We start from the raw sequence: 23794 nt of genomic DNA on the forward strand, positions 1-23794 counted from the left end.
ACTAAATTTCAACCTTTGTTGTACAAGTCAACAAGTTCCTTAATGTCTGAATTATTTTCAGAACTAATTTGATGTGATACTGCTTGTGAGTTGCTTAAAAAATCTCCAATTACTTTTTTGAATTTTGAAGAAGAAGATGGAACTTTTATAAGTTCATCATATACTTTTTCAATATAATGAATAGTCAATCCATTGTAATTTCTTTCGTAAAGATTCAATTTTGGTCCTGCAACAATTTTTTTAACCATAATCATTTCTCCACTATTATAAATACGTGTAAAAGTATCATTTCCTCTAGTATAACATTTTATACTTTCAATAGCAGGTTTTTGCTCATTACCATTTTTATCGATATAGGTAATTTGAAGTAAACTTTTAAAATCGCTTACATTCTTAATGTCAACATCCGAAATAGTATCATAACGACAGGTTATAATGGTTCCTTTCGAAAATTCTTGTGCCATACTTTTTACTGAAATTACAAGTAAAGCAATTAATAATATTTTTGTTTTCATGGTATAACTGTTAATTTTTTGATAATCATTTTTGACACATCAAATATAATCAATTTTATTATGCGCGCATAATAAAATTGATAAAAAAAAGTATTTTTTTAAACGAAAAAATTTGGTTGTATTTATTCAATAATTGATTTAACTTTTTAATAAAGAAATACTTCTTATCTTTACAAACTAAAATTTAAAAACCCTGTAAAATGGATTACGGAAAAGAATTTAAAAAATTTGCTACCAAACATCAAGGTATTAGTAGTATGTATTATGATAAGTTAGTGAGTAGTGTTACACCATATATTATTGAGGAACGACAATTAAACGTTGCACAAATGGATGTTTTTTCTCGTTTAATGATGGATAGAATAATATTTTTAGGAACAGGAATAGACGATTATGTGGCAAATATAATTCAAGCTCAGTTGTTGTTTTTGGAAAGCGTAGATAATTCTAAAGATATTTCTATTTATATAAATTCTCCAGGAGGTGGCGTTTATGCCGGTTTAGGAATTTATGACACCATGCAATTTATAAAACCCGAAGTTTCAACAATTTGTACTGGTATGGCAGCTTCAATGGGAGCGGTGTTAATGTGTGCTGGCGAAAAGGGTAAACGTTCAGCGTTGCCACATTCGCGTATTATGATTCATCAACCATTAGGAGGTGCACAAGGGCAAGCTAGTGATATTGAAATTACTGCACGTGAAATTATGAAACTGAAAGATGAATTATATCAAATAATTTCAAAGCATTCTGGACAAACTATGGATAAGGTTCATGCAGATTCTGATAGAGATTATTGGATGAAGGCTGATGAAGCTTTAGCATACGGTATGATTGACGAAATTTTAATTAGAAAATAATATTTAAGTAAAAACCACATAGATTATGGCGAAAGATGAAGTATTAGAATGTTCATTTTGTGGAAGAAAAAAACCTGAAACCGACTTGCTTATTGCTGGGCTAGATGCTCATATTTGCGATAAATGTATTGAACAAGCCCATGGAATAGTTATGGAAGAAATTGCAGAGAACAAACCTACTGCATTTTCTACTGATTTGATTTTAAAAAAACCTAAAGATATTAAGGAATTTATTGATCAATATATGATTGGTCAGGATCAAGCAAAACGTGTTATGGCTGTTGCGGTATACAATCACTATAAAAGATTGCTTCAACCTGCATCAAAAGAAGAAGAAATTGAAATTGAAAAGAGTAACATTATAATTGTAGGAGATACTGGAACTGGAAAAACATTAATAGCAAGAACCATTGCGCGCATGTTAAATGTTCCTTTTTGTATTGTTGATGCTACCGTTTTAACTGAGGCTGGTTATGTTGGAGAAGATGTTGAGACTATATTAACTAGGTTATTACAAGCTGCTGATTATGATGTTAAAAAGGCTGAAAAAGGAATTGTTTTTATTGATGAGATAGACAAAATTGCACGTAAAGGAGATAATCCTTCAATTACAAGAGATGTCTCAGGTGAAGGTGTTCAACAAGCATTATTAAAATTATTGGAAGGTGCTGTTGTGAATGTGCCACCAAAAGGAGGAAGAAAACATCCAGATCAAAAGTTTATTGAGGTTGATACAACAAATATTTTATTTATTGCTGGTGGAGCATTTTCAGGCATAGATAAAGTAATTGGGAAAAGATTAAATAGGCAAGCCGTAGGTTATAGTGCTTCTATTAAAGAAAATAAAATAGAACAAAATAATTTACTTCAATATATTGTCCCTAAAGATTTAAAAGATTTCGGATTAATTCCAGAAATTATAGGAAGGTTACCTGTGTTAACACATATGGATCCGTTAGACGCTTTAACATTGAGAGCCATTTTAACCGAACCTAAAAATTCCATTATTAAACAATACGAGAAATTATTTGAAATGGATGGAATTAAATTTAGCATTAAAGAAAGCGCGTTGGAATTTATTGTAGAAAAAGCTGTAGAATATAAGTTAGGGGCGAGAGGATTACGATCTTTATGTGAAGCAATATTGACCGATGCAATGTTTGAACTTCCTGGTTCTGAAGAAAAAGAACTGGTGGTTTCTAAACAATATGCCGAAGATAAAATAAATAAATCCACGTTAAAAAGGCTGAAAGCAGTTTCTTAATTTTTAACAAACCTTGTAAAATAGCTAATTTAAAGAAGAATAATTGTCAGTCAAAATTTCTTAAAAAAGATGAGATTGTCAAAAATTTAAAACCTTTTTAATTAGCTTTTATTTTTGCGACAAATTATTGTATTTTTATAAATTATAATAACAAAATTACCTTGATTTTAAGAAGTACCATAGATAAAGTTTTTGAAACGGCTCAGGTTGAAGAAGTTATTGGGGAGTTTGTTAACTTAAAGAAATCTGGAAGCAATTTCAAAGGTTTAAGTCCTTTTTCAGAAGAGCGGACTCCTTCTTTTATGGTATCTCCAGTAAAACAAATTTGGAAAGACTTTAGCACAGGCAAAGGAGGAAATGTAGTTACGTTTTTAATGGAACATGAGCATTATTCCTATCCAGAGGCTATTAAGTACCTTGCGAAAAAATACAATATCGAAATTGAAGAAACTGAACAAACTGATGTTCAAAAAATTGAAGCCGATGAACGTGAAAGTATGTTTATTGTTTCAGAATTTGCAAGAGATTATTTTCATAAAATATTACTTCATAGTGAAGAAGGTAAAGCTATTGGATTAAGTTATTTTAAAGAAAGAGGTTTTCGCCAAGAAATAATTGAGAAATTTCAATTAGGGTATTCATTAAATGAATGGGAAGCTTTTACCACAGAAGCCTTAAACAGTGGATATAATTTAAAATATTTAGAATCTTCGGGCTTAACTATTGTAAAACAAAATGATGTAATATTTGATGAAACTAAACATTTTGACCGATTTAAAGGAAGAGTAATGTTCCCTATTCATAGTATGAGCGGTAGGGTTTTGGGTTTTGGGGGAAGAATTTTAACTAGTGATAAAAAAGCTTCAAAATATGTTAATTCACCTGAAAGTCTCATATATCATAAGAGCAACATTTTATACGGGTTACATTTTGCTAAACAGCAAATTGCTAAAGAAGATAATTGTTTTTTAGTAGAAGGTTATACAGATGTCATTACATTGTTTCAAAATGGTATAGAAAACGTAGTTTCATCTTCAGGAACAGCACTTACTGAAAATCAGATTAGGTTAATAAATAGGCTCACAAAAAACATTACTATTTTATTTGATGGTGACGCGGCAGGCGTAAGAGCTTCATTTAGAGGAATCGATCTTATTTTGGAGCAAGGTATGAATGTTAAAGTGGTGTCTTTTCCTGATGGTGATGATCCCGATAGTTTTGCTAAAAAAGTTACTTCAGAAGAATTAAAAGATTATTTAGACCATAACGCTCAAGATTTTATAAATTTTAAGGTATCTCTATTAATGGAAGATGCTCAGAGCGATCCTGTTAAAAAAGCTGGTTTAATTAGAGATATTGTTATTAGTATTGCTAAAATTCCTGATAGAATTCAACGCGAAGTTTATTTGAAAGAATGTTCCAGAATTATGGATATTTCTGAAAACGTGCTGTTTAATGAGTTGGCACAAATTGATAAGAAGGAATTTAGAGATGCCAATGCCGCATACCAACAAGAAAAACCATTAGCTCCTGTTTTACAGAAAACAGCACAAATTGTGGAAGTTGATGAACTTAAAAAATATGAAAGAGAAATAATAAAAATTTTATTATTGTATGGTAATAATACTGTAAATTTTGTTGATTTTGTGGCTGGGGAAGAGTTTGATGAATCGGAGGTTGAAAAATCAAAAAAGGTGAAATTTAGCAATGAAGTTTCTAAAGAAATTTACCTTAATCTTCAAGATGATGAAATTGAATTTACCGATGAATTGTTCAAGCAAATTTATTATGACGTAATTCTTCAATTGAATCAAGAAAAAACAATTTCTGTAGATGAATTAATAAATGGAACCAATATTGACATTGCGAACTTAGTCACTAATATTATTATGGATGAAGAAAAATATGTTTTGAGCGATTGGGAACGGAAAGATATTTTTATAAAAACTAAAGAAAGCGACATCTCAAAAATGGTTTTAGATGCTATTTATAATTTAAGAAGAGTATTAATTGAACAAAAAATAAATAATTTAATTGCAAATGAAAATGAAAACCTAGATAGTCAACAAATACTGGAAACAATTAAAAATTACACCAATTTAAAATTACGACTTTTTGAACGTCTTAATCGAGTTGTTTAAAATTTATCTTCAGTTACAATTGCCCCTATAAATTGAATTTTAATTAAATTCAATGCTCTATCAGCTTCTAACCTTGTTTTAAAATTTATTACTTGAGTTTTCCATTCAGGAGATTTATATGTAACCTTGGTTTGATATTCTGGAAAAAGAGCATCAAAATTTAATTTTGTTTTATAAGCTTGAGTCTCATTTCCAGTATAAAGTTGAATTTTATAGGTAGAAAAATTTTTACTTATTTTATTATGGCTTCTTTTTTGTTCAATTAATTCAGCTATTTTCTCATTTTCTGATTGGGAATAACAGGTGTTTATTCCTAATAAAACGCTGAGTAAAATTAGAATAATTGAAGTATTTAAGGATTTTTTCATGTTAAAATTAATTTTTAGTCAAAATTATAGCTATTCACTTAATTTGCAATGCAAAGATGTGTTATTTAGAATCATTATAAATTACAATTAACGGTATCTTTACACTTTTAGTTTTATTATTTAATACTATTTTTGTCAAATCGTTTAAAAATGACATAAGTCATATACTTTTAAATGAAAATATTGTACCAAACTCGAAAGAAAAGATTTTTTTTAAATATGAAAAGTGTGAAACACATTACATTATCAAGATTAATTAATACTGGTCTTGCTTTCCTTTTATTATTTTCTATTAATTTATCGGCTCAAGATGGGAACGTTGCAAATGGCGAAAAGCTATTTAAAAGTACCTGCGCAGCTTGTCATAAATTAGATAAAAAATTGGTGGGTCCTGCTTTACAGGGCATTACTGAAAAAAGAGATCAAGAATGGTTAATTAAGTGGATTAAAGATAGTCCTGGAATGATTAAATCTGGCGACAAATTAGCAATTCAAGTTTTTGAAGAGAATAATAAGTTACCAATGACTGCTAATCCTCAATTATCTGACCAAGATATTATTGATATTTTAGCATATACCAAAGGAGAACCTTCAAGTACTGCAGTCACATCTGTTCCTGCTGAAATAGATCCAGGTGTTGCCCTTGGAAAACAGTTATTTAATAGCAATTGTGCTGCTTGCCATAAATTGCAGGGTAATTTAATTGGTCCCGAATTATTTAAAATTGGCGATAAAAGAGATGCTGCTTGGTTAAAACTTTGGATAAAAGACAATAATGCATTAATTGCATCAGGCGATAAATTGGCAAAAGAGGTTGCTGATAGTAATCCAGCTGCAATGACTCCTTTTCCTCAATTTTCTGATGAAGATATAGAGAATATTTTAAAATATTTAAATACGGGTGATGTTCAAGTTGCGGTGGTAGGAGCAAGTGGAAAGGATGAAGAAATTTTTAACAAACCAGGATTAGGTGTTTTACCTACATTGTTGGTAACACTGTTAATATTCATAGCACTTACGGTTGTTGTTTCGGCTACAACAAACAGAAAAGTTGTAGAAGGAGAAGAAGATACAACAAGCATGTTGAAATCTATTTTTTACAGTCCTTTTTTACGTTTTTTATCTGTGATATTCTTCTTATTGTTAGGTGCATGGTTAGTATTTGGATTTTTAATGCAAATTGATGTGAACGAAGGTTATCAACCAATTCAACCAATTGCATTTTCGCACACTGTTCATTCAGGTGATAATAAAATAGATTGTCAATATTGTCATTCTTCTGCAAAACATAGTAAGACTTCTGGTATTCCTTCAGTAAATGTTTGTATGAACTGTCATAAATCAATTTCTGAATATAAAGGAGAATTATTTGGAGATTATTCAAAAGAAGATTTAGATAAAGAAATTCAAAAAATATATGATGCTGTTGGTTGGGATAAAGAAAATCTAAAATATATTGAAGGATTTGAGCAAATACCTATTGAATGGGTGCGTATTCATAACTTGGCAGATTTTGCTTATTACAATCACTCTCAGCACGTAACGGTTGCTGGAATTGAATGTCAAAAATGCCACGGACCTGTTGAAACAATGCATGAAATGAAACAATTTTCGCCACTTACAATGGGTTGGTGTATAGATTGTCACAGACAAACTCAAGTTGATATGAAGGATAGCGGTTATTACAAAAATATCCACGATCAGTTAGCTAAAAAATACGGAGTTGAAAAAGTAACCGCAGCAGAAATGGGTGGTTTAGAGTGTGGTAAATGCCACTATTAAATAAATAATTAAATAGTTAAAAATTGAAGAAAGTTAATTTATTCAATCTTTTAATCTTTCAATAATAAATATAAAAATCAATGGCATCAAACAAAAAATACTGGAAAAGTGTTGAAGAGCTAAACGAAAACAGCTCTATTGTTGATACGTTAAAAAATAACGAGTTTGTTGAAGAATTACCTTTAGATCAATTTTTGGGTAATAAAGAAAATTTAGAATCTTCATCAACAACACGTAGAGACTTTCTAAAATATGTTGGATTTACAACAGCAGCTGCATCTTTGGCGTCTTGTGAAGGACCAGTTGTAAAATCAATTCCATATTTAATTAAACCAGATGATATTATACCAGGTGTAGCCGAATATTATGCTACAACAATGGCAGATGGTTTTGATTTTGCCAACATATTGGTAAAAGTTAGAGAAGGACGACCAATAAAAATTGAACCAAATAAAGAAGCAAATGGAAGAACAAATGCTCGTATTCAAGCATCTGTACTTTCTTTATATGATAGTGGAAGATTAAAAGAGCCAATGATTGGTGGTACTGTAAGTTCTTGGAATGATGTTGATACTCAAATTATAGCTAAATTAAATGAAGTTAAATCTGCAGGATTACCAATTGTAGTTTTAACTGGAACATGCGCAAGTCCTTCAACCAAAAAATTAATTGGATATTTAAACGAGTCTTACGGCAATGTTTCCCATGTAATTTACGATTCTGTTTCAGAATCAGCGGCATTAGATGCTTTTGAAGCTATGTATGGGTCACGTGCATTACCAGATTATAATTTAGAAAAAGCAGAAGTTATTGTTTCAATAGGAGCAGATTTCTTGGCTGATTGGCAAGGTGGAGGTTTTGATGCGGGTTATGCATTAGGACGAATTCCTAAAGAAGGTAAAATGTCTCATCATATTCAGTTTGAAGCGAATATGACTTTATCTGGTGCAAATGCAGATAAACGTGTAATGATGAAGCCTTCTGACCAGATTTCAGCGCTGGTTAAATTATACAATGCAGTAGTATTTGGTACAAGTACCATGGAAGAATCTCCAATTAATAGTGCTGTACAAATAGCGGCAGCTCAACTTAAAAAAGCGGGTGCCAAAGGAATTTTATTAACAGGAATTCAAGATAAAAATGCACAACTAATTGCGCTTGCAATAAATAAAGCACTTAATAGTGAGGTTATTGATGTTGTTGCAACAAAAAATATTAGAAAAGGTAATGACGCTCAAGTTTTAAAACTTGTTTCAGATATGAACGCTGGAAAAATTGGAGCAGTTATTATGAATAATATAAACCCTGTGTTTACTTTATCAAACTCTAAAGAGTTTGTTGCTGGATTGAAAAAAGTTAAATTGTCTGTAGCCATTTCACAAGAACATAATGAAACTGTTAAAACAGTGCAATATGCCTTAGCTGCACCTCATTATTTAGAATCTTGGGGAGATGCTGTAATTAAAAAAGGAACATATAGTTTAATTCAACCTACCATTAATACATTATTTAATACAAGGCAATTTCAGGATTCCTTATTAAAATGGACTGGTAGCACTGCTTCTTATTATGATTTTATTAAAGAAACATGGAATGCAGAGGTTTTAAATGGAAAATCGTGGAATCAAGCGTTGCACGATGGTGTGTTTAGTTTTGAGTCTGTAGGAAGTATTAATGCTTTAGAAGTGGATTTAAATGAGGCTATAAAATCCTTGTTAGATGTTAAAGGCAGTGAGTTTGAACTATCATTATATACCAAAGTTGGAATGGGTGATGGTCAAATGGCAAATAACCCTTGGCTTCAAGAATTTCCAGATCCAATTACTAGAACTTCTTGGGATAATTATTTAACAATTTCGCAATCTGATGCTAAAAATTTAGGTATCATTAATGAAAATGTTGCTAATGGAGCTTTAAATGGTAGTTTAGTAGAAGTTGGGTTAAACGGAATTTCAATAACCATACCTGCTTTAATTCAACCAGGACAAGCTAAAGGATCTGTTGGATTGGCTTTAGGATATGGTAGAAAAGAAGGTTTGAAAGCAGAAATGCAAACCGGAGTTAATTCTTATAGTTTATACAATAATTTCAATACTTTTCAACCAAACATTTCCCTTAAAACAGTAAGTGGAATGCACGAATTTGCTTGTGTTCAGTTACAAAATACCTTAATGGGTAGAGGCGATATTATAAAAGAAACTACGTTAGAAACATATAACGATGCTTCGTTAGACCCTAAACGTTCTTGGAACAAAGTTCCAATGGTTTCTCTAGACCATAATGAGGTAGAGGCAACTACGGTTGATTTGTGGGAGTCTTTCGATAGATCTTTGGGTCATCATTTTAATTTATCAATAGATTTAAATGCTTGTACAGGTTGTGGTGCATGTGTTATAGCTTGTCACGCAGAAAATAATGTGCCTGTAGTTGGAAAATCTGAGATTAGAAAATCTCGTGATCTTCATTGGTTACGTATTGACCGTTATTATTCACATGAAGAAGATTTTGAGGGCGATAATGAGTTAAAAAAGAATGGAAAAGGAGTAATGGGATATAAAAACACGATGTCTGATTTAGAGGACCCTTCGGAAAATCCATCAGTTGCTTTTCAACCTGTGATGTGTCAACATTGCAATCACGCACCTTGTGAAACAGTTTGCCCGGTTGCAGCTACATCACATGGACGTCAAGGTCAAAATCAAATGGCTTATAATCGTTGTGTAGGTACTCGTTATTGTGCTAACAACTGTCCTTATAAAGTAAGAAGATTCAATTGGTTTAATTATGCCAATAACAATGAATTTGATTACAATATGAATGACGATTTAGGAAAAATGGTATTAAACCCAGATGTAACTGTTCGTTCTAGAGGGGTCATGGAAAAATGTTCTATGTGTATTCAAATGACGCAAGGAACTATTTTAAAAGCTAAAAACGAAGGCAGACCAGTTAATATTAATGAGTTTGAAACAGCTTGTTCAAACGCATGTAATACTGGAGCAATGGTTTTTGGAGATATTAATGTAAGTGAAAATAAGATAACAGCCCTTACAAAAGATAATAGAGCATATCATTTACTTGAAAACGTTGGTACAAAACCAAATGTAGTGTATCATGTAAAAGTTAGAAATACACAAGAAGCGTAAAAAATAATATTAATAGATAATAATTGAATTAAATTATGGCGTCTCATTACGAAGCACCTATTAGAAAGCCTTTAATTATTGGGGATAAAAGCTATCACGATATTACTGTTGATGTGGCTGCTCCAGTTGAAGGCAAAGCAAATAAATTATGGTGGACCGCATTTTATATTTCCCTTTTAGCATTTCTTTGGGGAATTGGTTGCATTATATATACCATTGGAACTGGAATTGGAGTTTGGGGATTAAATAAAACCGTTGGATGGGCCTGGGATATTACCAACTTTGTATGGTGGGTAGGAATCGGTCATGCAGGAACACTTATTTCTGCTGTACTTTTATTATTTCGCCAAAAATGGAGAATGGGTATTAACCGATCTGCTGAAGCAATGACAATTTTCTCTGTTATTCAAGCGGGTTTATTTCCAGTTATTCACATGGGTCGTGTTTGGAATGCACATTTTGTATTGCCTTTACCAAACCAATTCGGAACATTATGGACTAACTTTAACTCACCATTATTATGGGACGTTTTTGCTATTTCAACGTACTTATCGGTTTCATTGGTTTTTTGGTGGACGGGATTACTTCCTGATTTTGCTATGTTACGTGATAGAGCTGTAAAACCGTTTCAAAAGAAAATATATAGTTTATTAAGTTTTGGGTGGAGCGGTAGAGCAAAAGACTGGCAACGATTTGAAGAGGTGTCTTTGGTTTTAGCAGGTTTGGCAACACCTCTTGTACTTTCAGTTCATACTATTGTATCCTTTGACTTTGCTACTTCAGTAATTCCAGGATGGCATACTACAATATTTCCTCCTTACTTTGTTGCAGGAGCTGTGTTTTCTGGTTTTGCTATGGTAAATACGTTGCTTATTATTATGAGGAAAGTGTCGAACCTTGAAGCATACATTACAGTTCAGCACATTGAACTTATGAACATTGTAATTATGATTACGGGTTCAATTGTTGGTTGCGCATACATTACAGAGTTATTTATTGCTTGGTATTCAGGAGTAGAATATGAACAATATGCGTTTTTGAATAGAGCAACTGGACCATATTGGTGGGCGTATTTATTAATGATGTCTTGCAACGTTTTTTCTCCACAGTTAATGTGGTTTAAAAAATTAAGAACAAGTATCATGTTCTCATTCATTATTTCAATTGTTGTAAATGTTGGAATGTGGTTTGAACGTTTTGTAATTATTGTAACTTCATTACATAGAGATTATTTACCATCTTCTTGGACAATGTTTTCTCCAACTTTTGTTGATATAGGTATTTTTGTGGGAACTATTGGTTTTTTCTTTTTTCTTTTCTTATTATATGCTAGAACATTCCCTGTAATTGCACAAGCAGAAGTAAAATCTATTTTAAAATCATCGGGTGATAATTATAAAAAATTAAGAGACTTAAATCATGACTAATAAAGTAATACAAGCGATGTATAATGATGATGATGTATTAATGCATGCTGTTAAAGAAGTGCGTGCAGCAAATCATCATATAGCAGAAATATATACACCATTTCCTGTTCATGGGCTTGATAAAGCGATGGGACTTAAAGAAACTCGAATAGCAATTACTTCCTTTCTTTATGGATGCGTTGGATTTTCCTTTGCTATTTGGATGATGAATTATATGATGATAGAGCAGTGGCCTCAAGACATTGGAGGAAAACCAAGTTTTAGTTTCTTTTTAAATGTGCCAGCATTTGTACCAGTCATTTTTGAAATGACAGTATTTTTTGCAGCGCATTTAATGGTTATTACTTTTTATATGAGAAGTAAATTATGGCCATTTAAAGAAGCTGAAAATCCTGATCCTAGAACAACAGATGATATGTTTGTAATGGAAGTTTCTGTTGATGGAAACGAAGATGAATTAGTTGCATTTCTTGAAAAAACAGGAACTGTTGAAATTAAAGTAACTGAAAAGCATTGATTAAAATGAAAAACATTTTAAAAATAATAGCAACATTTGGTTTATTAGTGAGTTTATCATCTTGTTGGGGCGATAAAACAAAACCAAATTATCAATATATGCCAGATATGTACAAGTCTGTTGGATATGAAACATATACTGAAAACCCAAATTATAAAAATGGGATGACTTCTCAAAATCCAATGGCAGGAACTATTGCTCGAGGGCAAGTACCTTTTGAGTATCCCAATTCAATAGAAGGTTATGAAGCAGCCAAAGCAAGTTTAACCAATCCGTATGAATTAAACGAGATAAATCTAGAGAACGGAAAAAAAATGTATGGAATTTATTGTATTTCTTGTCATGGAGATGTAGGTGCAGGAAATGGAGTTTTAGTTCAAAGAGAAAAATTCTTAGGAGTTCCTAACTATAAAGATAGAGAAATTACATCTGGTAGTATTTACCACGTAATTATGTATGGTAGAAACTTAATGGGTTCTCATTCTTCTCAATTAACAGTTAAGGAACGCTGGCAAGTAACCATGTATGTGGAACAATTGAGAACAGAATTATTAAAATAAAAATTACACCGATAGAAATTAAAAATATGTATACATTTTCAAGTAAATTAAAAACGTTTTCATTTGCTTTAATGATAATAGGACTGTTAGGTGTTGGATATGGTTTTTTAACTACACCTAGTTCAGTAGAAGATGTTAAAGTAATATTGCAAGATAGTCATGATTCTCATGAAGAAGTTGCAACACAAAATCATGCTGAGAACGTTGATACCCATGCAAATGATGCACACGCCGAACATGTTTATCACTTATTAAAAAACAAACCATGGTCTGCACTTTATGTAGCTCTGTTTTTCTTTTTTATGTTAGCTCTGGGCGCTTTGGCATTTTACGCTATTCAACATGCGGCTCAAGCTGGATGGTCAGTTGTTTTATTTAGAGTTATGGAAGGAATAACCGCTTATTTACCAGTTGGGGGTATTTTATTATTTGTATTTTTTGTGCTTTCTTCCCTTCATTTTAACCATTTATTTGTTTGGATGGATCCTGAGGTTGTTGCAAATGATGAATTAATTCAAAATAAAAGTGGTTATTTAAATGTGCCATTTTTTCTATTGAGAGCTGCAATTTATATAGGAGGATGGATTTTTTATCGTCAGCATGCTCGTAAATTAACGTTAGCTCAAGATAGTGCGACAGATAATAGTAATTATACTAAATTATTTAAGCGTTCAGCTGCGTTTCTAGTATTCTTTTTGGTTACAGAATCTATGATGTCTTGGGATTGGATTATGTCTCTAGACCCTCACTGGTTTAGTACTTTATTTGGGTGGTATGTATTCTCAAGCATGATAGTTTCAGCAATTACCACCATTGCATTAGTTTCTATCTACTTAAAAAGTCAAGGCTATTTAGAATTTGTAAATAATAGCCATATGCATGATTTAGCAAAATTTATGTTTGGTTTTAGTGTATTCTGGACCTATTTATGGTTCTCACAATTTATGTTAATATGGTATGCTAATATTCCAGAAGAGGTTACATATTTTGTATCAAGATTTAATGATTATAAGATTCCGTTTTTAGGAATGGTTGTTTTAAACTTTGTTTTTCCTTTATTAGTATTAATGAATAGCGATTTTAAACGTGTAAATTGGTTTATTGTTTGTACAGGAATTATCATATTAATAGGACATTATATTGATATTTATGTAATGATTATGCCAGCAACTGTTGGTGATCAATGGTTTATTGGAATTTCTGAAATAAGTTCAGTTTTATTAATATTAGGAATATTTATTTACGTGGTTTTCTCTGCTTTAACAAAAGCACCATTATTAGCAAAAGGAAGCCCATTCTTAAAAGAAAGTGAACATTTTCATTATTAAAATTTAAAAATATTTAATAGGAAGGATCCTGAATGTCAATTATTCAGGATTTTTTTATATTTTACGCCACTAAAACAACTAACAAAAAAATATGACAGCATTACTTTATGTTTTATTAGCAATTATCGTAGCCATTGCAATTTGGCAAATAACAAATATTTTTAATCTGAAAGGAACAATAGCAACAGATAAGGATAACAATACGCAAGGTATTTTATTTGCCGTTTTTGGAGTTTTCTTTTATGGATTAATGATTTTTTCATTTTGGAAATATTCGGTAATATTATTACCTGAAGCTGCCTCTGTGGAAGGTGAACAATATGACACATTGTATTTAATTACAATGTTATTAATTTTATTTGTTCAAGCAGTTACGCAATTTTTGTTATTTTACTTTTCATTTAAATATCGAGGAATAAAAGGTAGAAAAGCATTGTTTTATGCAGATAGCCACAAGTTAGAAATGATTTGGACTATTGTTCCTGCGGTTGTTTTAGCTGGATTAGTATTGTACGGTTTAACCGTTTGGAATGACGTTATGGATTCTTCAGATGCCGAAAATCCGTTAATTGTTGAAGTATATGCAAAACAATTTCAGTGGGAAGCTAGATATGCAGGTGCTGATAATGAATTAGGAAAAGCAAATGTTCGTTTAATTGAAGGAATAAATACAATGGGTGTAGATATGACGGATAAAAATGCGAATGATGATATTGCTGTTAGAGAATTAAGGTTGCCAAAAGGAAGAAAAGTTATTTTTAAATTTCGTTCACAAGATGTATTGCATTCTGCATATATGCCCCACTTTAGGGCTCAGATGAATTGTGTACCTGGAATGGTAACTCAGTTTGCGTTTACACCTAAATTAACAACTTCAGAAATGAGAGCCAATGAAGAAACAATTGCAAAAGTTGAAGGCATCAATAAAATAAGGGCCGAAAAAGGAGAAGATCCTTATGAGTTCGATTATTTGTTATTATGCAATAAAATTTGTGGTGCATCTCATTACAATATGCAAATGAAAATTATAGTTGAAGAAGAGGCTGCTTTTAATTCATGGTTAAAAGGGCAACAAACTTTGGCACAAGCAATCTCTCAATAAAAAATAAAGTAGGACTACTAAAAAAAATAAATATGTCAGATCATCATCATAAAGAAACATTTATAACAAAATACGTTTTTAGTACGGATCATAAAATGATTTCAAAACAGTACCTAGTTACTGGTATTTTTATGGGAATTATTGGTGTGTTTATGTCAATGCTTTTTCGCTTACAAATTGCTTGGCCCGACACTTCTTTTAGTATTATAGAGGCTTTTTTAGGTCGTCACCAAGATGGTGGAGTTATGACTCCAGATATTTATTTGGCCTTGGTAACAATTCATGGTACCATTATGGTATTCTTTGTATTAACAGCCGGATTAAGTGGAACATTTAGTAATTTATTAATTCCATTACAAATTGGAGCAAGGGATATGGCATCTGGATTTTTAAATATGGTGTCGTATTGGTTATTCTTTATCTCTAGTGTAATCATGGTGCTTTCGCTTTTTATTGAAGCTGGACCAGCATCAGCAGGGTGGACTATTTACCCTCCTTTAAGTGCATTGCCACAAGCAATCCCTGGTTCTGGATTAGGAATGACAATGTGGTTGATTTCAATGGCAATTTTTGTAGCTTCCTCTCTTTTGGGATCATTAAACTACATTGTTACAGTGCTTAATTTACGAACAGTAGGAATGAAAATGACAAGACTTCCACTTACTATTTGGGCATTTTTTGTAACTGCAATTATTGGAGTGGTTTCATTTCCAGTGTTGTTATCGGCAGCTTTATTATTGATTTTTGATAGAAGTTTTGGAACTTCTTTTTATTTATCAGATATATTTATTCAAGGAGAAGTATTGCATTATCAAGGTGGTTCACCGGTATTATTTGAACATTTATTTTGGTTCTTAGGTCATCCTGAAGTATATATTGTGTTATTACCAGCATTAGGAATTACTTCTGAAATAATTGCAACAAACTCCAGAAAACCAATTTTTGGATATAGAGCAATGATAGGTTCAATTATTGCTATTGCATTTTTATCGACAATAGTTTGGGGGCATCACATGTTTGTGTCTGGAATGAATCCATTTTTAGGTTCGGTATTTACATTTACAACATTGTTAATTGCAATTCCGTCTGCCGTAAAAGCTTTTAATTATATAACCACTTTGTGGAAAGGAAATTTACAGATGAATCCAGCTATGTTGTTTTCAATTGGTTTGGTTTCAACATTTATTTCTGGGGGTTTAACAGGATTGGTATTAGGAGATAGTGCTTTAGATATTAATGTGCACGATACTTATTTTGTTGTTGCGCATTTTCATTTAGTTATGGGTGTATCGGCAATTTATGGAATGTTTGCAGGGGTATACCATTGGTTTCCAAAAATGTTTGGAAGAATGATGAATAAAACCCTTGGTTATTGGCATTTTTGGATAACTGCCGTGGCAGCTTACGGAGTATTTTTTCCAATGCACTTTATTGGGTTGGCAGGTTTGCCTAGAAGATATTATAATAACACCGCTTTTCCATTGTTTGACGATGTTTCTGATGTGAATATTTTAATAACATGGTTCGCCATTTTGGGTGGTTTGGCACAAATAATATTTTTAGCCAACTTTTTCATAAGTATATACAAAGGTAAAAAAGCAGAACAAAATCCTTGGAGATCAAATACCTTGGAATGGACCACACCCGTTGAACATATACATGGAAACTGGCCAGGTGAAATCCCAGCGGTACATCGTTGGGCTTACGATTATAGCAAGCCTGGACATGATGAAGATTTTGTGTTACAAACAATACCGTTAAAAGAAGGAGAAGAAGAATCTTAAAAAAACATTTAATGAATAATTAAAACTCAGCATAATTCTTTTAGAAATGTACTGAGTTTTTTTTATGAATTATTATATATACGACAGCGGTTGAATTTTTTTAATTATTCATTATTAATTATTTTACTTCATTATCTTTGTTTTTATGAACGAAAACTTAAATCCTGATAAAGAGAATTTTTCACCAGAAGAATTAGACGTTGAAAAAAAACTACGCCCCTTAACTTTTGATGATTTTACAGGACAAGAGCAAATTTTAGAAAATTTAAAAGTTTTTGTTGAAGCAGCCAATTTAAGGAACGAAGCGCTAGATCACACCTTGTTTCATGGTCCTCCAGGACTTGGAAAAACGACACTTGCACATATTTTAGCTAATGAATTGAATGCCAATTTAAAAATTACTTCAGGTCCTGTTTTGGATAAACCGGGTGATTTGGCTGGATTATTGACCAATTTGGGAAATAGAGATGTTTTATTTATCGATGAAATACATAGGTTAAGTCCTATTGTTGAAGAATATTTATATTCTGCCATGGAAGATTATCGAATTGATATTATGATTGAATCCGGGCCAAATGCTCGAACAGTGCAAATTGATTTAGAACCTTTTACATTAATTGGGGCAACAACACGATCGGGACTTTTAACTGCACCTATGCGAGCTCGTTTTGGAATTAGTAGTAGATTACAATATTATTCTGCAGAACTTTTAACTACAATTATTCAACGAAGTTCATTAATATTAAATGTACCAATTTCTATGGAAGCTGCAATTGAAATAGCAGGTAGGAGTAGAGGAACTCCTCGTATTGCAAATGCACTTTTGAGAAGGGTACGTGATTTTGCTCAAATAAAAGGAAATGGAAATATTACTATTGAAATAGCTAGGTATGCGTTAGGAGCTTTGCATGTAGATGCTCATGGACTGGATGAAATGGATACGAAGATATTAAATACTATTATTGATAAGTTTAAAGGCGGGCCTGTTGGCATTAGCACTATTGCAACTGCTGTTGGTGAGAATATTGAAACAATTGAAGAAGTATATGAACCTTTTTTAATTCAAGAAGGGTTTATTATGCGTACTCCCAGAGGAAGAGAAGTAACGGAAAGAGCATATTTGCATTTAGGTAAAATTAAAGGCAAAAGCCAAGGAGAACTATTTTAAATTAAGTGATCCTCATCACATTTTAAAATTAGAAGCAACGTACTTTTGTATGACGCGATAATTCTTATATTTTTAAAAATGAATTTTAAAAATTTATTTCCTTTTTTAAAGTGGCTTCCGTTAGTAAAAAAAACTTGGAAAGATGATTTAATTGCTGGTATCACAGGTACTATAATTGTAATTCCACAGGCGGTAGCTTTCGCTATGATAGCTGGCTTACCTCCAATATATGGGTTTTATACGGCAATGATTACACCCATAATTGCTGCTTTATTTGGCAGCTCATACCATTTAATTTCGGGACCAACTACGGCAATTTCAATAGTTGTTTATTCAACTTTAATAAAAATTGTTTCACCAGAATCCGATTTAGAAACATATATTTCTTTAGCCTTGGTTCTTACTTTTTTGGCTGGGTTATTTCAGTTTTTGATGGGTGTTTTTAGAATGGGGAAACTAGTAAATTTTGTATCTCACTCAGTAATTATTGGTTTTACCGCTGGAGCAGGAATCTTAATCGCATTTAAACAACTAAAACATGTTTTTGGAATTCAAGTACCTCAAGGAAGCACAATAGTTGATATTGTATTGCACATTAGTCGAAATATATTCGATACAAATTGGTATGTTTTTGGAGTAGCATTGGGCACTTTAGTAATTGCCGTATTAGTTAAAATAGTAATAAAACCACTGTCTAGATATTATATGTTAATTGCTATGATATTGGGAAGTGTTGGTGCAATATTGTTAGGTGGAGAAGCACATGGCATAGAAACAGTAGGTAATATTCCGTCAAATTTACCACCATTTAATGTGCCAGATATTAATTTTAATACTATAAATTTATTGAGTTCGGGAGCAATGGTTCTTGCACTTTTAGGCTTAATTGAAGCTGTCGCAATTGGTAGATCTATAGGATTACATACTCATCAAAAAATTGATGGCAATCAAGAGTTTATAGGACAAGGGCTGTCAAATTTAATTGGTAGTTTCTTTTCTAGCTATGCTGGATCTGGATCGTTTACCCGTTCTGGAGTTAATCATCAGGCGGGTGCAAAAACACCTTTTGCAGCAATAATTGCTTCATTATTTTTAATGATTGTTTTGTTACTTTTAGCTTCTTATGCTTCTTATTTACCAAAAGCTGCTATGGGCGGTATTATTTTATTGGTAGGTTATAATTTAATTGATTTTCATCATATAAAGCAAGTATATAAAAGTAGTAGACGGGAGTTGATAATTTTGCTTACTACCTTATTGGGAACTTTATTTTTCGATTTAGAGTTTGCTTTAATAACAGGAATTTTTGTTTCGTTTTTCTTTTACTTGGAGCGTACGTCCAAGCCAAATATTGCAATTTTAGGCCTAAACAAGAAAGGTAGGTTTGTAAATATTATTAGAGATAAAAATGCAAAAGAATGTTCTAATTTAAAAATTATTAGAATTGATGGTTCTATCTATTTTGGATCTATTGAAAAAATTTCTGATTACCTTGCTAAATTGTATGATAATGATGAAACTCGACATGTGTTAATTGCTGCTGAAGGAATAAATTTTATTGATTTGGCAGCTTCAGAATGGCTAACTCATGAAATTGCAAAATGGCAAAATTCACGTGGGGGAATTTATTTCACAGGATTAAAAATTGTGAGTCAAGATGTGTTACGAAAAGGTGGATTTATTAATAAAATGGGAGAAAATATTTTCTTTTCTGATAAAAAAACTGCCATCACAGAAATTCATAAAAAAATGATAAAACCTTGTAAAATCAAGGTTTTTGATGAATGTAAATTGAGTTTATTAAATGAGCATAAATAATATATTTCCAATTCTAAGTTGGCTTCCAAATTATAAAAAGAAATGGTTAAAGGGCGATATTAGTGCTGGATTAACAGTTGGTATAATACTTGTTCCACAGGGTATTGCGTACGCAATGATTGCTGGATTACCTCCAATATATGGACTATACACAGCAATGATCCCTCAAATTGTATATGCAATTTTTGGTACCTCTCGTCAATTATCTGTTGGCCCAGTCGCAATGGATTCATTAATTGTGGCATCTGGTGTTGCTACATTAGCTGAAATAGGAACAGATAAATTTATTGAATTTGCCATTTTATTATCTTTTATAATGGGTGTTTTGCAGATATTATTTGGGGTATTTAAATTGGGTTTTTTAGTTAATTTTTTATCGAGACCAGTTATAAGCGGATTTACATCTGCGGCAGCTTTAATAATTGCCTTAAGCCAATTAAAGAACTTATTGGGAATTAATATTCAGAGAAATAATGAAATGCATAAATTAGTAATTGATGTGTTTCAACATATTAAAGAAATAAATTATTTAACATTAACAATTGGAGTCGTTTCAATTTTAATTTTAGTGTTCTTTAAACATTTAACAAAAAAAATCCCTGCAGCCTTAGTTGTTGTAATATTTGGAATTTTAGTTGTTAGAGCTTTTAATTTAGAGCAACTTGGAGTTAAAATAATTGGAAATGTTCCTAGTGGGTTACCAGTTTTTAAGATGCCTAACTTCACTAAAAATGTTATTATTGATTTATTTCCAATTGCATTAACATTATCATTTATTGCTTTTTTGGAGGCAATTTCAGTTGCAAAAGCTATTGAATTGAAACATAATGATTATAAAGTAGTTCCAAACCAGGAATTTATTGCAATAGGTTTGGGAAATATGGTAGGTTCTTTTTTTCAAACTTTTCCAGGAACAGGTGGCTTGTCTAGATCTGCGGTAAATAATCAAATAGGAGCGAAAACACCGCTTGCATCCATAATTTCTGCTGTGGTTGTAGGCTTTTCTCTATTATTTTTAACACCAGTCTTTTACTATTTACCAGAAGCGGTTTTGGCTGCTATTATTGTAGTTGCAGTATTTGGATTACTCGATTTTACTGTTCCAAAGCAATTATTAAAATATTCAAAAAAAGAATTATTTATTTTAAATATTACACTTATAACAACTGCTACCGTTGGGATAAAAGAAGGAATTTTAATAGGTGTTATTTTATCCTTAGGGATGTTAATTTATAGCAGTACTAAGCCTCATATTGCAATTTTAGGACGAATTCCGAAAACTCACTTTTATCGAAATTTAAAAAGGTTCGAAGGTTTATTGGAAATAAATTCAGCTATTTTAATTATACGATTTGATGCTGAATTATATTTTGCCAATGTTCAATTTTTTAAAGATAAATTAGAAGAATATGTTTCAGAAAAGGGAGAAGAATTAAAACTGATAATTATTGACGGTGAAAGTATTAATAGTATTGATAGCTCTGGAATTTACATGTTAAATGATGTTATTGAAAAACATAAAAACTTGGACATTGATATTGCATTTACTGGTATGAAAGGACCAGTAAGAGATGTGTTGCAAAAAGCAGGAATTATGGTTAAAATAAAATATGAAAATTGTTTTATAAGCATACAAGAAGCTGTAGACGCATTTGAAAAGAATAAAACGAGTAGGGAATTTGCAAAGGAACATTTTAAATATGTAAAGCAAACAAATCGTTAACTATTTTTTAATACCACCAATAGTGTGATTTAGATTACAAATAAAAAAAATCTATCTCGTAATTTTGAAATATCTCAAAATATGATTAACAATTTTAAATTCAGATTATTATGAAATGAGCATATTAAAAATTTCAATATTGAACGAAATTATTATTATGCGAATTCCATCTGATAATTAAAAAAAATAAAACTTAAACAGATGAAAGTAGAACAATTATTTACAGGATGTTTGGCGGAAATGGCATATTATATCCATTCCAACGGTGAAGCAGCAATTATTGATCCTTTAAGAGAAACTGAACCTTATATAGAGATGGCGAAAGTTGATGGAGCAAAGATTAAATATATATTTTTAACTCATTTTCATGCCGATTTTGTATCTGGTCAGGTAGATCTAGCAAAAAAAACTGGGGCAACCATTGTTTTTGGTCCTAACGCAGATCCTGCTTATAACATTCATCAAGGAAAAGATGGTGAAATCTTTAAAATTGGAGATTTAAAACTTCAATTGTTACATACACCTGGTCATACAATGGAATCCTCTTCCTATTTATTAATAGATGAAAAGGGGAAAAAGCCATACGTGTTCACAGGTGATTGTTTATTTATTGGAGATGTTGGAAGACCTGATTTAGCAGTGAAATCAGATTTAACACAAGCAGATTTAGCAGGTCATTTATATGATTCTCTAAGAAACAAAATTATGACTTTACCAGATGATATTATTGTGTATCCAAATCATGGCGCTGGTTCAGCTTGCGGAAAAAATATGAGTTCAGAAACTTTTGACACTTTAGGAAATCAAAAGAAAACAAACTATGCGTTGAGAGCTGATATGACCAAAGAAGAGTTTATTGTAGAAGTTACAACAGGCTTAAAACCACCACCACAGTACTTTGGCAATAATGTTAGAATGAATAAAGGAGTTAACATTAGTATTGATGAAATTATTCATAAAGGAACCACACCAATAGATGCTGATACTTTTAAAGAAATGAGTGAGAAAAAGGATATATTGGTAATTGATACACGCACCAAAGAAATTTACGCAGAAGAGGGTACTGTTCCTGGGGCATGGTATATTGGTGTTGAAGGTGGTTTTGCACCTTGGGTAGGCTCTTTAGTTAAAGATATCAATCAAAAAATAATTTTTATTGCAGAAGAGGGAAGAGAGCAGGAAGTTGTTATTCGTCTTTCTCGAGTTGGGTACGACAATACCTTAGGTTATTTGAGAGGTAGTATTCATTCTTGGAAAGCTGCTGGGCATAAAGTTGATAAAATTGGTTCTATGTCTGCAACTCAATTTGCAAATAAACTAAAAAATGGTTCTATGCAAGTTGCTTTGGATGTTAGAAAAGAATCAGAATATTTATCAGAGCATGTGATAGGTGTTGAGAACTTTCCGTTAGATTTTATTCATTCTAATTTTGCTGAAATAAATCCAAATAAAGAGTATTTTTTACATTGTGCAACTGGTTATAGATCATTAATTGCCGCATCAATTTTTCAAGCAAATGGAGTGAAAAAAGTAACAGATGTTAGGGGTGGTTTTAAAGACTTAAAAGATACAGGAGTTAAACTAACGGATTATGTTTGTCCAACTACATTATTATAAATGTTTTTTAAAATTAATATGTTTGGGGAAGTATTTGCTTTCCCTTTTTTTTTTATCAAAAGAGATTGATATTAATCGTTAGTTTTTATGCATAAAAGAAAAGAATTATTATTTTTTGTTTGACATAAATTCAGTTATTGAAAAAGATCCTGCACCAAAAACAAAAAACATGCAAAGTAAAAATAAAACCAAGGAGGCCAACTCAATAGACTGTCCACCCATCATCAATTTGGTATGTGCATGTATAAAAAAAGCAGCACTAAATAATATTGGAATTTGAATTAAGGCTCCTAATCTTGTTAAAAAACCAATGCATAAAAGCACACCGCCAATAAGGTGAGTAACCCCCACTAAAGAAACCCAAACAAACAATTCTCGATTTACGCCCAAATCAATTAAGGATTCTGGGTTTGCCAAAATTAGCCAACCCCTAACCGTAAGTGCAATTCCTAAAAATATTCTGATTAAGCTATAAGCGGTTCCAGTTTTGGTATCAAGAGATGTTGATAAAGAAGTGAGCACATTCATAATTTTAGAATTAAATAAGTAATAATCAAAGTTATAAAAAATAATGCTATGAAAATTACTTTTATGAATTCAATAGAAGAATAAGAAGAGTTTGCATTTTTATAGATATTTTGCTTGTCAATCGTTTACAATCAAAATTAATTTTT

18 protein-coding genes are annotated in these 23794 nt (G+C 31.5%); 15 read left to right on the forward strand and 3 right to left on the reverse strand.

Annotated elements, in window-relative coordinates; translation table 11 throughout:
• Positions 1–8: 8 nt before the first annotated feature.
• Positions 9–515, reverse strand: a complete 507-nt coding sequence (locus Q8S45_RS01680; RefSeq protein ID WP_305600655.1) for a hypothetical protein — start codon at positions 513–515, stop codon at positions 9–11.
• A gap of 200 nt (positions 516–715) precedes the next feature.
• Here Q8S45_RS01680 and clpP point away from each other — a divergent pair, with 200 nt between their 5' ends.
• The 3 genes from clpP (at position 716) to dnaG (ending at position 4780) form a co-directional block, all read left to right on the forward strand.
• Positions 716–1375, forward strand: coding sequence for an ATP-dependent Clp endopeptidase proteolytic subunit ClpP (gene clpP / locus Q8S45_RS01685; RefSeq protein WP_305600657.1), 660 nt, complete (start codon positions 716–718; stop codon positions 1373–1375).
• Between the two features lie 25 nt (positions 1376–1400).
• A complete protein-coding gene (gene clpX / locus Q8S45_RS01690) occupies positions 1401–2639 on the forward strand; it encodes an ATP-dependent Clp protease ATP-binding subunit ClpX (RefSeq protein WP_305600658.1) in 1239 nt (412 codons plus the stop codon).
• Between the two features lie 161 nt (positions 2640–2800).
• The gene (dnaG, locus tag Q8S45_RS01695) at positions 2801–4780 is read left to right on the forward strand and encodes a DNA primase (RefSeq protein ID WP_305600660.1); all 1980 of its coding nucleotides are present in this window, start codon (positions 2801–2803) and stop codon (positions 4778–4780) included.
• On the opposite strand, the gene Q8S45_RS01700 is transcribed toward dnaG, so the two are convergent.
• A complete protein-coding gene (locus Q8S45_RS01700) occupies positions 4777–5148 on the reverse strand; it encodes an SPOR domain-containing protein (protein ID WP_305600661.1) in 372 nt (123 codons plus the stop codon). The two genes, dnaG and Q8S45_RS01700, sit on opposite strands and share 4 nt — an antisense overlap.
• A 219-nt stretch (positions 5149–5367) precedes the next feature.
• Between Q8S45_RS01700 and Q8S45_RS01705 the strand changes: the two genes are divergently transcribed.
• The 12 genes from Q8S45_RS01705 (at position 5368) to Q8S45_RS01760 (ending at position 23120) form a co-directional block, all read left to right on the forward strand.
• Positions 5368–6930, forward strand: coding sequence for a c-type cytochrome (locus Q8S45_RS01705; protein ID WP_305600663.1), 1563 nt, complete (start codon positions 5368–5370; stop codon positions 6928–6930).
• An 80-nt stretch (positions 6931–7010) separates the two neighbouring features.
• On the forward strand, positions 7011–10076 hold the full coding sequence (locus Q8S45_RS01710) for a TAT-variant-translocated molybdopterin oxidoreductase (protein ID WP_305600665.1): 3066 nt from the start codon (positions 7011–7013) through the stop codon (positions 10074–10076).
• 35 nt (positions 10077–10111) lie between these two features.
• On the forward strand, positions 10112–11503 hold the full coding sequence (gene nrfD, locus Q8S45_RS01715) for an NrfD/PsrC family molybdoenzyme membrane anchor subunit (protein WP_305600667.1): 1392 nt from the start codon (positions 10112–10114) through the stop codon (positions 11501–11503).
• Positions 11496–12020, forward strand: a complete 525-nt coding sequence (locus tag Q8S45_RS01720; RefSeq protein WP_305600669.1) for a DUF3341 domain-containing protein — start codon at positions 11496–11498, stop codon at positions 12018–12020. Before nrfD ends, Q8S45_RS01720 begins: the two co-directional genes overlap by 8 nt.
• Before the next feature lie 5 nt (positions 12021–12025).
• Complete coding sequence (locus tag Q8S45_RS01725) at positions 12026–12580, forward strand: cytochrome c (RefSeq protein ID WP_305600671.1); 555 nt, start codon at positions 12026–12028, stop codon at positions 12578–12580.
• A 26-nt stretch (positions 12581–12606) separates the two neighbouring features.
• Positions 12607–13908, forward strand: coding sequence for a quinol:cytochrome C oxidoreductase (locus Q8S45_RS01730; RefSeq protein ID WP_305600673.1), 1302 nt, complete (start codon positions 12607–12609; stop codon positions 13906–13908).
• 91 nt (positions 13909–13999) lie between these two features.
• On the forward strand, positions 14000–15010 hold the full coding sequence (locus tag Q8S45_RS01735) for a cytochrome c oxidase subunit II (protein ID WP_305600674.1): 1011 nt from the start codon (positions 14000–14002) through the stop codon (positions 15008–15010).
• 32 nt (positions 15011–15042) lie between these two features.
• Positions 15043–16794: a cbb3-type cytochrome c oxidase subunit I gene (locus Q8S45_RS01740; RefSeq protein WP_305600676.1), complete on the forward strand. Its 1752-nt coding sequence runs from the start codon at positions 15043–15045 to the stop codon at positions 16792–16794.
• 145 nt (positions 16795–16939) lie between these two features.
• Positions 16940–17962, forward strand: coding sequence for a Holliday junction branch migration DNA helicase RuvB (gene ruvB / locus Q8S45_RS01745; RefSeq protein ID WP_305600678.1), 1023 nt, complete (start codon positions 16940–16942; stop codon positions 17960–17962).
• Positions 17963–18040: 78 nt separating this feature from the next.
• Complete coding sequence (locus Q8S45_RS01750; RefSeq protein WP_305600680.1) at positions 18041–19780, forward strand: SulP family inorganic anion transporter; 1740 nt, start codon at positions 18041–18043, stop codon at positions 19778–19780.
• The gene (locus Q8S45_RS01755; protein ID WP_305600681.1) at positions 19767–21503 is read left to right on the forward strand and encodes a SulP family inorganic anion transporter; all 1737 of its coding nucleotides are present in this window, start codon (positions 19767–19769) and stop codon (positions 21501–21503) included. Before Q8S45_RS01750 ends, Q8S45_RS01755 begins: the two co-directional genes overlap by 14 nt.
• 201 nt (positions 21504–21704) lie before the next feature.
• Entirely contained in the window at positions 21705–23120 is a 1416-nt protein-coding gene (locus tag Q8S45_RS01760; RefSeq protein ID WP_305600683.1) for a rhodanese-like domain-containing protein, read from the forward strand.
• 108 nt (positions 23121–23228) lie between these two features.
• Here the strand turns inward: Q8S45_RS01760 and Q8S45_RS01765 are convergent, their stop codons facing one another.
• Positions 23229–23648, reverse strand: coding sequence for a DoxX family protein (locus Q8S45_RS01765; RefSeq protein WP_305600684.1), 420 nt, complete (start codon positions 23646–23648; stop codon positions 23229–23231).
• Between the last annotated feature and the right edge of the window lie 146 nt (positions 23649–23794).

This window comes from Lutibacter sp., from assembly GCF_030692605.1.
In the GTDB taxonomy this organism is placed as follows: Bacteria; Bacteroidota; Bacteroidia; order Flavobacteriales; family Flavobacteriaceae; genus Lutibacter.

Bases quoted from the DNA above. Each gene is read 5' to 3' on its own strand.
- Q8S45_RS01700 (WP_305600661.1), bottom strand. From the start codon at position 5,148: ATGAAAAAATCCTTAAATACTTCAATTATTCTAATTTTACTCAGCGTT.
- Q8S45_RS01710 (WP_305600665.1), top strand. From the start codon at position 7,011: ATGGCATCAAACAAAAAATACTGGAAAAGTGTTGAAGAGCTAAACGAA.
- Q8S45_RS01735 (WP_305600674.1), top strand. From the start codon at position 14,000: ATGACAGCATTACTTTATGTTTTATTAGCAATTATCGTAGCCATTGCA.
- Q8S45_RS01725 (WP_305600671.1), top strand. From the start codon at position 12,026: ATGAAAAACATTTTAAAAATAATAGCAACATTTGGTTTATTAGTGAGT.
- Q8S45_RS01705 (WP_305600663.1), top strand. From the start codon at position 5,368: ATGAAAAGTGTGAAACACATTACATTATCAAGATTAATTAATACTGGT.
- Q8S45_RS01760 (WP_305600683.1), top strand. From the start codon at position 21,705: ATGAAAGTAGAACAATTATTTACAGGATGTTTGGCGGAAATGGCATAT.
- Q8S45_RS01755 (WP_305600681.1), top strand. From the start codon at position 19,767: ATGAGCATAAATAATATATTTCCAATTCTAAGTTGGCTTCCAAATTAT.
- Q8S45_RS01740 (WP_305600676.1), top strand. From the start codon at position 15,043: ATGTCAGATCATCATCATAAAGAAACATTTATAACAAAATACGTTTTT.
- Q8S45_RS01720 (WP_305600669.1), top strand. From the start codon at position 11,496: ATGACTAATAAAGTAATACAAGCGATGTATAATGATGATGATGTATTA.
- Q8S45_RS01730 (WP_305600673.1), top strand. From the start codon at position 12,607: ATGTATACATTTTCAAGTAAATTAAAAACGTTTTCATTTGCTTTAATG.
- nrfD (WP_305600667.1), top strand. From the start codon at position 10,112: ATGGCGTCTCATTACGAAGCACCTATTAGAAAGCCTTTAATTATTGGG.
- Q8S45_RS01680 (WP_305600655.1), bottom strand. From the start codon at position 515: ATGAAAACAAAAATATTATTAATTGCTTTACTTGTAATTTCAGTAAAA.
- clpP (WP_305600657.1), top strand. From the start codon at position 716: ATGGATTACGGAAAAGAATTTAAAAAATTTGCTACCAAACATCAAGGT.
- clpX (WP_305600658.1), top strand. From the start codon at position 1,401: ATGGCGAAAGATGAAGTATTAGAATGTTCATTTTGTGGAAGAAAAAAA.
- Q8S45_RS01750 (WP_305600680.1), top strand. From the start codon at position 18,041: ATGAATTTTAAAAATTTATTTCCTTTTTTAAAGTGGCTTCCGTTAGTA.
- ruvB (WP_305600678.1), top strand. From the start codon at position 16,940: ATGAACGAAAACTTAAATCCTGATAAAGAGAATTTTTCACCAGAAGAA.
- Q8S45_RS01765 (WP_305600684.1), bottom strand. From the start codon at position 23,648: ATGAATGTGCTCACTTCTTTATCAACATCTCTTGATACCAAAACTGGA.